6 protein-coding genes and 1 pseudogene are annotated in these 9321 nt (G+C 72.1%); 1 reads left to right on the top strand and 6 read right to left on the bottom strand.

All coding sequences use genetic code 11. The features are described from left to right. The 5 genes and pseudogenes from AB0J52_RS16430 to AB0J52_RS16410 form a co-directional block, all read right to left on the bottom strand. A pseudogene (locus tag AB0J52_RS16430) lies at window positions 1-381 on the bottom strand (hypothetical protein); the annotation flags it as partial. A 164-nt stretch (window positions 382-545) separates the two neighbouring features. Further along, window positions 546-1646 carry an o-succinylbenzoate synthase gene (gene menC / locus AB0J52_RS16425; RefSeq protein WP_500182419.1) on the bottom strand — a complete coding sequence of 367 codons (1101 nt, stop codon included), beginning with the start codon at window positions 1644-1646 and terminating at the stop codon, window positions 546-548. After that, window positions 1643-2425 carry a GNAT family N-acetyltransferase gene (locus tag AB0J52_RS16420; protein ID WP_500182418.1) on the bottom strand — a complete coding sequence of 261 codons (783 nt, stop codon included), beginning with the start codon at window positions 2423-2425 and terminating at the stop codon, window positions 1643-1645. The genes menC and AB0J52_RS16420 overlap by 4 nt, the downstream gene beginning before the upstream one ends. Next, entirely contained in the window at window positions 2418-3548 is a 1131-nt protein-coding gene (locus tag AB0J52_RS16415) for a M20/M25/M40 family metallo-hydrolase (RefSeq protein WP_500182417.1), read from the bottom strand. The genes AB0J52_RS16420 and AB0J52_RS16415 overlap by 8 nt, the downstream gene beginning before the upstream one ends. 169 nt (window positions 3549-3717) lie before the next feature. Continuing rightward, the gene (locus AB0J52_RS16410) at window positions 3718-4428 is read right to left on the bottom strand and encodes a restriction endonuclease (RefSeq protein WP_500182416.1); all 711 of its coding nucleotides are present in this window, start codon (window positions 4426-4428) and stop codon (window positions 3718-3720) included. A gap of 285 nt (window positions 4429-4713) precedes the next feature. Between AB0J52_RS16410 and AB0J52_RS16405 the strand changes: the two genes are divergently transcribed. Continuing rightward, on the top strand, window positions 4714-6129 hold the full coding sequence (locus AB0J52_RS16405; protein WP_500182415.1) for a hypothetical protein: 1416 nt from the start codon (window positions 4714-4716) through the stop codon (window positions 6127-6129). 157 nt (window positions 6130-6286) lie between these two features. Here AB0J52_RS16405 and AB0J52_RS16400 read toward each other — a convergent pair. Then, window positions 6287-9321, bottom strand: a 3035-nt coding sequence (locus tag AB0J52_RS16400) for a non-ribosomal peptide synthetase (RefSeq protein ID WP_500182414.1), incomplete at its 5' end; no start/stop codon positions are given.

The following is a 9321-nucleotide window of genomic DNA, read 5'->3' as shown; positions in this document are numbered from 1 at the left end:
GGCCTGGCCGGACGCGCCGTACGGGTCGCCTTCGGCGGTCAGCGTCCGCAGCATCCCGGCCAGGTGGTTCCACGAGGCGCCGCGCGCGAACGCCAGGACGGCCACCCCGGACTTCTCGGCCGCCGCGAGCAGGTCGGCGTCGGGCGCGACCGGAGCGCGGACGACCAGGCCGAGGGCCCCGCGCTCCCCCAGCCGGGTGACGAACCGCGCCAGGTCCTCGTGCAGCCCGACGCCCAGCACCAGGGCGTTCGCCGGCACCTCGGGCTCGTCGAGCGGGTCGTAGATGACGACGCCGCCGATCTCCCGCCGCGTCAGCTCCCCGCAGACCAGCTCCAGAAGGGTCGAGCCGAACTCCTCCAGGACCCGCGCCAGGCCGGTCACGGGGCCGGGCGCACGCCCGGGGCCGCGACGGCTCCGGTACGTGATCGTGCGTTCACCATGCCGAGATCATGCCATGCGTTCCGGCTGGTCCGACGCCACCCCCGCCCCGTCGCCGCCCGCCGGGACGCCGGACGGCCTCCGCGCCGAGTCCGCGCCCGAAACCATCACGCAACGGGGATCCACACCTTCTCGGCGGTCACGGCGTCCAGCAGCTCGGGGAGGGGGCTGACGCCGAGGCCCGGACCGGTCGGCACGGCGAGGTGGCCGTCCTCCAGCCGGAACGGCTCGGTGATGTCGGTCGTGTAGTACCGGTCGGACGCCGAGGTGTCGCCGGGGAACCCGAACCCGGGCAGCGCGGCGAGCGCGACGTTGGCCGCCCGGCCGATGCCGGTCTCCAGCATGCCGCCGCACCACACCGGGACGTCGTGGGCCGCGCACACGTCATGGATGCGCTTGGCCTCCAGGTAGCCGCCGACCCGGCCGGGCTTGATGTTGACGATCTCGCAGGCGCCGAGCGTGATCGCGGTGGCCGCCGCGCGGGCGTCCACGATCGACTCGTCCAGGCAGATCGGGGTGGTGAGGCGCTTCGCCAGCTCGGCGTGGCCGATCAGGTCGTCCTCGGCGAGCGGCTGCTCCAGCATGACCAGGTCGAACGCGTCGAGCCCGGCCAGATGCCCGGCCTGGCTGTAGCGGTAGGCGGCGTTGGCGTCCACCTGCAGCGCGATGTCGCCGAAACGCTCGCGGACGGCCCGCACCGGCTCGACGTCCCACCCCGGTTCGATCTTGAGCTTGATGCGCTGGTAGCCCGCCTCCAGATATCCGGCGACGACGTCCAGCAGCTGCGGGATCGTGTCGGTGATGCCCACCGAGACCCCGCACGGGACCCGCGTCCTGGTCGCGCCGAGGGCCTGGCTCAGCGGCTGGCCGCGTCCGCGCAGCTCGGCGTCCCAGATCGCGGTCTCCAGCGCGGCCTTGGCCATGCGGTGGCCCTTGAACGCGGCGAGCGCCGGCCCCACCTCGTGCGCGCCGCGCACCTCCCTGACCGCCGGGATGAGATAGCGCCTCAGCACGTCCACGGCGGCGTGGGTGTACTCGGAGGAGTACAGCGGCGCGGTGCCCGCCCCGCACTCCCCCCAGCCCTCGGCCTCGTCGGTGACGGCGCGCATCAGCACCACCTCGCGGACGGTCTCGGTGCCGAAGCTGGTGCGGAACGGCGCGACCAGCGGCATCCGCAGGGTGCGGACCTCCACCCCTTCGATCTTCATGCTCTCTCCACGAGGTATCCGGCGGTGCGGTCGAATCCGCGGACCGTGCCGCCGTCGTCCAGCAGTCCGCCGAGGACCTCCCGCACGGCCATGCGCCAGGCGGAGGCCAGCGCCGGATCGCGCTCGCGCAGCGCCTCGACGTCGTCGGGGACGGCCACCGCGACGACCTTCGCCGCGGTCCGGCCGAGCCGCGGCCCGCCGTCCCGGCCCGGGGCCAGCAGCGCGGGCCCGGACACCGTCGCCGTCCGCGGGGTGCCCGCGCAGGCGGCCTCGACGTGCGCCGACGCCAGACGCCACCGGACGAACAGCCGGTCGGTGGGGTCGGTGCGGTTGATGTCGTCGTCCATCGGGCCGTAGAAGTCCGGCAGGTACTCGGTCGCGTCGGCGCCCAGCTTGACCAGGTTGAAGTGCGCGTTGCGGCGGATCAGCGGGTCGAAGGTCCACCAGATCTCGCGGGCGCCGTGCTCCAGCGCCCACTCCCGCTGATGCGCCTTCAAGGCGAAGCCGATGTTCCGTCCTTGCGCCCGCGCCAGGACGCCGGCGATGTGGCTGTGCAGGGCCTCGCAGGGCGGCGGAGCGAAGAAGCCGAAACAGGCTCCCACCAGCTCGTCGTCCACCAGGGCCCCGCTCACGTAGCCGCCCGCCTTCGCCAGCGCGCGCAGGAAGTCGGCCGTCACGGGCGTGCCGGTCGCCCCGGTCCGCCAGATCTCCTCGTACAGACGGCGGACCGCTTCCAGGTCGCCGACCTCCTCAAGGAGGCGGATGTCCACTTCAGTCACGGCAGGCATGGTTCCAGAGCGCTTCTCCGGACAGCTGGTCCGGCCGAACAGAACCAGGCCCGCCGTTTCGTCCGAGAAGACAACCCAGCAAGCCGGTCAGCAGACGGGTCCTGCGAGGAAGCTCGGCGACGAGGACATGCTCGTCGGCGGCATGCGCGCCCCCGCCGACGGCCCCCAGCCCGTCCAGCGTCGCGACGCCGACGCCCGCCGTCAGATTGCCGTCGGACGCCCCGCCGACGGCCGTCGCGGTGAGCGGCCAATCCGCGATCCGCTCGGCCAACGCGAACAGCTCCCGCGACGCCCCGGCCTCAAGCGGCGGACGATTGGGCCCGCCCACCACCTCCACCGCCGCGCCCTCCAGGCACGGCCTGAGCGCCGTCATCGCCGCATGGACGCGCTGCTGCTCGGCCTCCGTCCACGCCCTGACGTCCACCTCGAACACGGCGTCCGCCGGAACCGTGTTCACCGTCGTCCCCGCCCGCAGCGTCGTCGGCGTCACGGTCGTCCCCCCGCCGCCCAACGCCGCCACGGCCACCAGCTGATGGGCCGCCTCCAAGGCGGCGTTGACCCCCTTCTCGGGATCGAGCCCGGCGTGCGCCGCCCGCCCGGTCACGCGCACCTCGTACCGCGAGACCCCCTTGCGCTCGCTCTTCAACGCCCCGCCGGGCCCGGCCGCCTCCAGCACGAGCACCGCCTCGCACCGCCGCGCCTCGCTCTCGATCAGCTCCCGCGAGGTCGGCGACCCGGGCTCCTCATCCCCGGTGACCAGCAGCGTCACCCCGGACCGGTCCCCCAGCGCGGCGATCGCGTGAAACGCCATCACCAACCCGGCCTTCATGTCGAAGCACCCGGGCCCACGCATGACCCCGTCCCGCACCTCGAACGGATGCCGCTCCAGCGATCCGACCGGCCACACCGTGTCGTGATGCCCCAGCACCAGCACCCGGGGCCGTCCGCCGAACCGCCACCGCAGATGCGTCCGCCCCTCAAGGACGATCCGCTCCGCCTCAGCCCCCAGCCGCGCGCCCCCGACCTCCGCGACCACCTCCGCGCTCCGCGCGACCGCCTCCAGATCGTCCGAAGGCGACTCACACGTCACCAGCCGCTCAATGTCCCCGATCACCCCAGCATCCATGCCTCCCACACTCCCGAACCCGCGGCCTCCCCGACCTGTCGTCCCCCACAACATCCCCCGACCCCATTGGGCCGCCCCGACAAGCCCCCAACCCAGCCGCCACCGCCCTGACCTGGAGCGAATCATGAGAGGAACAGGTGGAGACTCCGTACACTGTTCAGCCGACTGCCTGGTATTGGGCGCCGGGAGAGATGCCGAGGACGTCGTGGAGGTGGATGCCGTCGGTGGCCCAGCGGATGAGGGCGTGCCTGTCGATGAGGTGGATGTCGGCTTTGCCGGAGAAGGTGCGGGCGTCGCGGGTGTAGTCGCTGGTCGTGACGACGAGTTTCAGCTTCGCCTGGTAGATCGGCCAGGCCGCTCCGGCGACCTTCTGGACGTCATGGGAGTTCACCTTGTTCCCCGGCCCGTAGTGCTTGACCTGAACCATCCACCGCTGGTTCAGGACGGGGTCGTAGCCGACGACGTCACCGGAGAAGTCGCCCGCGCGGCCGGTGTGCTCGGCCTCGATACCGTCCCTGCGCAGCAGGCGCATCACCGCGATCTCGAACTCCTGCCAGTGCATCTCGGCCATCTCGGCGAACGTCAGGCTGTAGGAGGCCACCCGTTCACGACGCCGCAACTCGGCCGCCCACAACGACCGCCAGTAGCGATCAGTGGCCACACCGATCACGACCAAGGCGGGCAGCGACACGTACCAGTAGGCGACCGACAGCCGCCATGCGAGGCCCAGTAGCCAGACCAGAACCAGAAGGCCGACCGCCCATGCCGCCCACCCCTCCGCACTACGCGGACGGGCGGGCAGCCTCAGCCACCACGGCACCCACCACGGACGCCGTTCATCCACGTCCTGCCACCGTTCGTGCCCCATCGAAGGCTCCGTTCCCCGGTGTTCTGCGACCGGCCCGCAAGGCCGCAGCCGTGACCAGGATCGAAGCACGCCATACCGACAGATTTCATCGGCCATACGCAGAGGCAAGAAGAATGTCGACAATGCGTCAGGAACGACATCGCAGTGGCCGTCGAAAGGACCATCGCCCCGGAGCCTGTGACCGCGCCACCCGAGAGGAGCTGCACGACAGTGTCGGGGAGTTCGCCCGGAAGGTGAGCGACATTACTGGTCGAAGTACCGGCGAACGAGGCCGAGACTGAGCAGGTGACCAACGAGCTGACCACTGGAAGGTGCGTGGACCGTGCGCGTGCCTTATCGTTCCTGCGCGAGGCGGCGTCCAGTTCCACTGCCGCCCAGGCCGCTCTGCACGGCCTGGCGCACCCGAAGCAGTGGCTCGCCCTCGACCTGGCGGTGCGCAGCGAGTGGCAGATCGAGGGCTGGACCTCGGTCCTGCGCACTGAGACCCCGTTGGCCCTGGCGCTCAGCGCCTGCGATCGTGACGGGCTGGTCCGCCAGCGCGCGGTCCGCCGCCTCGCCTCCGAGGACGACTTGCTACCGGTGCTCGCCGTTCGCGCCACGGACTGGGTGCCGGCCGTCCGGAACGCCGCCCTGCGTCATGTGGCGGAGCTCCTGGCCGAACCCCGGCCGCACCGCTTCCTGTCCTTGCTGGCGATGGCCGCGGCCATGCGCGATCGGCGCAGGGCGGCCGAGTTGACCTCGCTCGTCGACGCCGCGCTGCGCCGATCGCCCGGCAGGCTTCTGGAGCCCGCGCTCGCGTGCGCCGACAGGTACGCCCGCAGGCATGCCGTCCAGGTCGCCACCGAGTCGGGCCTCCTGTCCGTAGAGCGCCTCGTCCGCGCCGCCTGCGAGGATCCAGACCAGGTCACCGCCGTACGTTGCGCCGAGGCGGCCGCCGCCCTGTCGGAGGATGCCTCGGTGCTCATGCCCCTCGTGCGCAGTCCGGTCCCGACTCTGCGCGCGCTGGCGCTCACTCGGCCCGCGCTGGCCGGGGACAGCGCACTGTGCGCCCCGTATCTGGAAGACCGTGCGCGGGTGGTCCGTGAGACCGCCCAACTGGGTTCGCGCCGCGCCGGTCTCGACCCGGTGGTGCACTATCGCGCCGCGCTGCGTGCCGGGGCCACTCCTGGCGGGATCGCGGGACTGGCCGAGACCGGCACCCGTGAGGACCTCCCGTCCGTTCGGGCCTCGCTGGCTGATCCACGCCCGGCGGTGCGCGCCGAAGCGGTACGCACGCTGCACGCTCTGGGGGGCAGTGACCACGCCACGCTCGTCGCGATGCTGCGCGACCCGTCCGGCCGCGTGCTCCAGCAGGTCAGGCGAGCTCTCTCCAGCCACTCGGTACCTGAGGAGGTACTGTGGCCGCTCGTCATGGCCGACCTACCCGTAACCACCCGCCGCACCGCGCAGCGCCTGCTGCTCGATCAGGGGAGCTGGACCCGGCTCAAGGCCGACCTGCTGCTGATCGAGGACGCGAACGCGGTGATCCGCGCGGTCGCGGCCTCCGACGTCCAGGCCTGGCTGCACACCCAGCATTATCTGCCTCCTCCACCCCCGGAACTGACTGAACTCGTCGAGGGGGCGGCGGCCGTCCTGGGCAAGCGGGTCGTCAAGGAACTCCGATTCGTGCTGAACGTGCGGGTTCGCCATCGTGGTCGGTGAGTGCCGCAGCAAACACCTTGGCAGTGACGTTGGCGCAGATCACCAGGCTGTGCTGCCTGCGGCCCCTCCTCAAGGTGATCCGGCGGCCACGCCGTCAAATTCGTCTGCTACCGCGATGTCGTGAGCGACGCCCCTGGCCGCCGCCGACCATCACCGGTCAGTCGCCGAGGTGGGTGTGGAGGAGGCGGGCGATCTCGGTGAGGGCTTCACCGTCGAGCAGCCCGTGGTGGCCGGCCGGTACCTCGTGGACGTCGAGCCGTCCGGTGACGTGCGGGCGCCAGACCTCCGGGGCGTCCTCGGCGGGCAGGTGGTCCGGGCGGTCCTCGGTGGCCACGACGAGCAGCATGTCGCCGTCGAACGGGGCGGGGACGAACTCCTCGTGCAGCCGCATGTTGTTGTCCGACACGCGGGCGACGGACGCCAGCGCGTCCGCGGCGGGTCCGCGACGGTGCTCGTCCCCGGGTGCGCCGGGGCCCGCGGGCGGGGGGCCGACGCGGACCATGTCGGCCTCGGTCCGCTGCTGGAACGGGTAGCCGTCGAGAACGGCCAGCAGCGCCACCTGCTCGCCCGCCTCCCGGAGCCGGGTCGCCAGCGCCTGCGCGACCACGCCGCCGAAGGACCATCCGACCAGGTGGTACGGACCGTCCGGCTGGACCGCGCGGATCTGCTCGTGGTACTCGGCGACCATCTCCTCCACGCTGCCCGGAAGGTCGTCCTCGGCCGAGCCGTCCAGCCCGCGGGCCTGGACCGCGTACAGGGGGCGTCCCTCCGGAAGGCTGCGCGCCAGGGCCGCGTACTTCCAGCCGAGGCCGCTGCCCGGGTGGACGAGGAACAGCGGCTGCCGCTCCCCTTCGGTCCGGAGCGGCAGCAGCCCCTCCACGTCCGCCCGTCCACCGCCGGTGATCACTTCGGCCAGTTCGGCGACCGTGGGCGCCGAGAACAGCTCGCGGATGCCGAGGTCGACGTCGAGGACGGCGCGGACCCGGGCGATCAGCCGGATCGCGAGGAGCGAGTCGCCGCCGATGGAGAAGAAGGAGTCCTCGGCTCCGACGGTTTCCAGGCCGAGGATCTCGGCGAACAGGCCGCAGAGGATCTCCTCGGTCGCGGTGGCCGGTGCGCGGCTGACGGTCTGCCCCTCGAAGTCGGGGGCGGGCAGCGCGGCCCGGTCGAGCTTGCCGTTGGACGTCACGGGGAACTCGTCCAGGACGATGAACGCGGCCGGGAGCATGTAGTCGGGCAGCCGCTCGGCGGCGTACTCCCGGAGTCCGTCGCTGCTACCGGTCACGTAGGCGACCAGGCGCTTCACTCCCGGCTGGTCCTCGCGGGCGACGACGGCCGCCTGCTCCACCTCGTCGTGGGCCGCGATGACCGCCTCGATCTCGCCGAGCTCGACACGGAACCCGCGGATCTTGATCTGGTCGTCGGCGCGGCCAGCGAACGCCAGGCGGCCGTCGGACGTCCAGCGGACCATGTCCCCGGTGCGGTACATGCGCGTGCCGGGGACAAAGGGGCAGGCCACGAACCGCTCGGCGGTCAGGCCGATGCGTCCGATGTAGCCGCGTGCCAGGCTGGGGCCGGCGATGTACAGCTCACCGGTCACACCAGGCGGGACGGGACGCAACGCCTCGTCCAGGACGTACACCGAGGTGTTCCAGATCGGGCCGCCGATCGAGATCGCGTCACCAGGGCTTAGGCGATCGCTCGTCGTGGCGCAGACCGTGGACTCGGTCGGACCGTAGGCATTGAACATCCGACGGCCCGGAGCCCAACGTTCCACCAGGCCGGGCGGGCACGCCTCACCGGCGACGACCAGGTTCACCAGACTGTCGGGCAGGTTCTCCACCGTGGCCAGCAAGGACGGCGGCATCGTCGCATGTGTGACGTCCGGGTCCGCCAGCAGGGACTCGACGTCGGCGAGCAGCAGCGTCGCGCCCGACAGCAGCGCCATGCACAGCTCCCAGAAGGCGGCGTCGAAGCCCAGCGCGGCCATCTGCGCCACCCGTGAACCGGTCCCCACCTCGAACCGGTCGGCCTGCCAAGCCGCGAGGCTCGCCACACCGCGATGTGAAACGCCGACGCCCTTGGGTTTGCCGGTCGAGCCCGACGTGTAGATCACGTAGGCCAGCTGATCGGCCGGGATCGCGGCACTGACCGGGCTGTCGTCGGGGCTCAGGGTCGTCAGGAAATCGACGTCCACCACGACGGCCGGAGCGGCGTCGGCCAGCATGAACGCGATCCGCTCGGGCGGATAGGACGGGTCGATCGGCAGATACGCCGCGCCCGCCTTCAGCACCCCCAGGATCACCGCGATCAGGTCCGCCGAACGCTCCAGGCGGATGGCCACCAGATCCTCGCGGCCCACGCCGCGTTCGACCAGCGTGTGCGCCACCCGGTTCGCGTGGGCGTCCAGCTCGGCGTACGTCCAGCGGACGTCGCCGAACTCCACCGCCACCGCCTCGGGAGTCCGGGCCACCTGCGCCGCGAACAAGTCCGGGACGGAACCGGCCGCGACGTCGCGGGTGGTGTCGTTCCAGTCGATCAGGACGCGTTCGCGCTCCGCGCCGGTCAGCATCTCCAGGTCGCTGATCCGCATGTCCGGGTCGGACGCGACCTGCTCCAGCACCCGGGCGAATCGGGCGGCGAGGGCGCGTGCGGTCGTCTCCTCGAACAGGTCGGTGGCGTAGAGGAGTTCGCCGCCGAGCCCGGCGGGCCGGCCGCCCTGGTCGCGCTGCTCCCCCAGCGTGACCGACAGGTCGAACCGCGCCGCGACCATCTCGTCCGCGCGCACCGGCTCCACCCGGACGCCCGGGAGCTCCCATCCGGAACCCTCGGAGTCCCCGGCGCCGCCCAGGTTCTGCAGTGTCAGCGACACCTGGAACAGCGGGTGACGCGAGAGGGAGCGGACCGGGTTCAGGTCCTCCACCAGCCGCTCGAAGGGGAGGTCCTGGTGCGCGAACGCGCCGAGGTCGGCTTCCCGGACGCGGCCGAGCAGCTCGGCGAACGACGGGTCGCCCCCGACGTCCGTGCGGAGCACCAGCGTGTTCAGGAAGAACCCGGCCAGCCCCTCCAGCGCCGCGTCGCCACGTCCCGCGACGGCCGTGCCCAGGGGGACGTCCGTGCCGCCGCCCAGGCGGGAGAGCACCGCCGCCAACGCGGCCTGCACCACCATGAACATCGTCACGCCGTGCCGCT

The sequence above is a fragment of the Spirillospora sp. NPDC049652 genome, from assembly GCF_040675125.1.
Lineage (GTDB): Bacteria > Actinomycetota > Actinomycetes > Streptosporangiales > Streptosporangiaceae > Spirillospora.
Note: the sequence above shows the minus strand (reverse complement) of the source record. Positions and strands in the feature narration are given on the sequence as shown.

What these genes read in the sequence shown, in the direction of transcription:
- menC (WP_500182419.1), bottom strand. Translation starts at nt 1,646, where the DNA reads ATGAAGATCGAAGGGGTGGAGGTCCGCACCCTGCGGATGCCGCTGGTC.
- AB0J52_RS16410 (WP_500182416.1), bottom strand. Translation starts at nt 4,428, where the DNA reads ATGGGGCACGAACGGTGGCAGGACGTGGATGAACGGCGTCCGTGGTGG.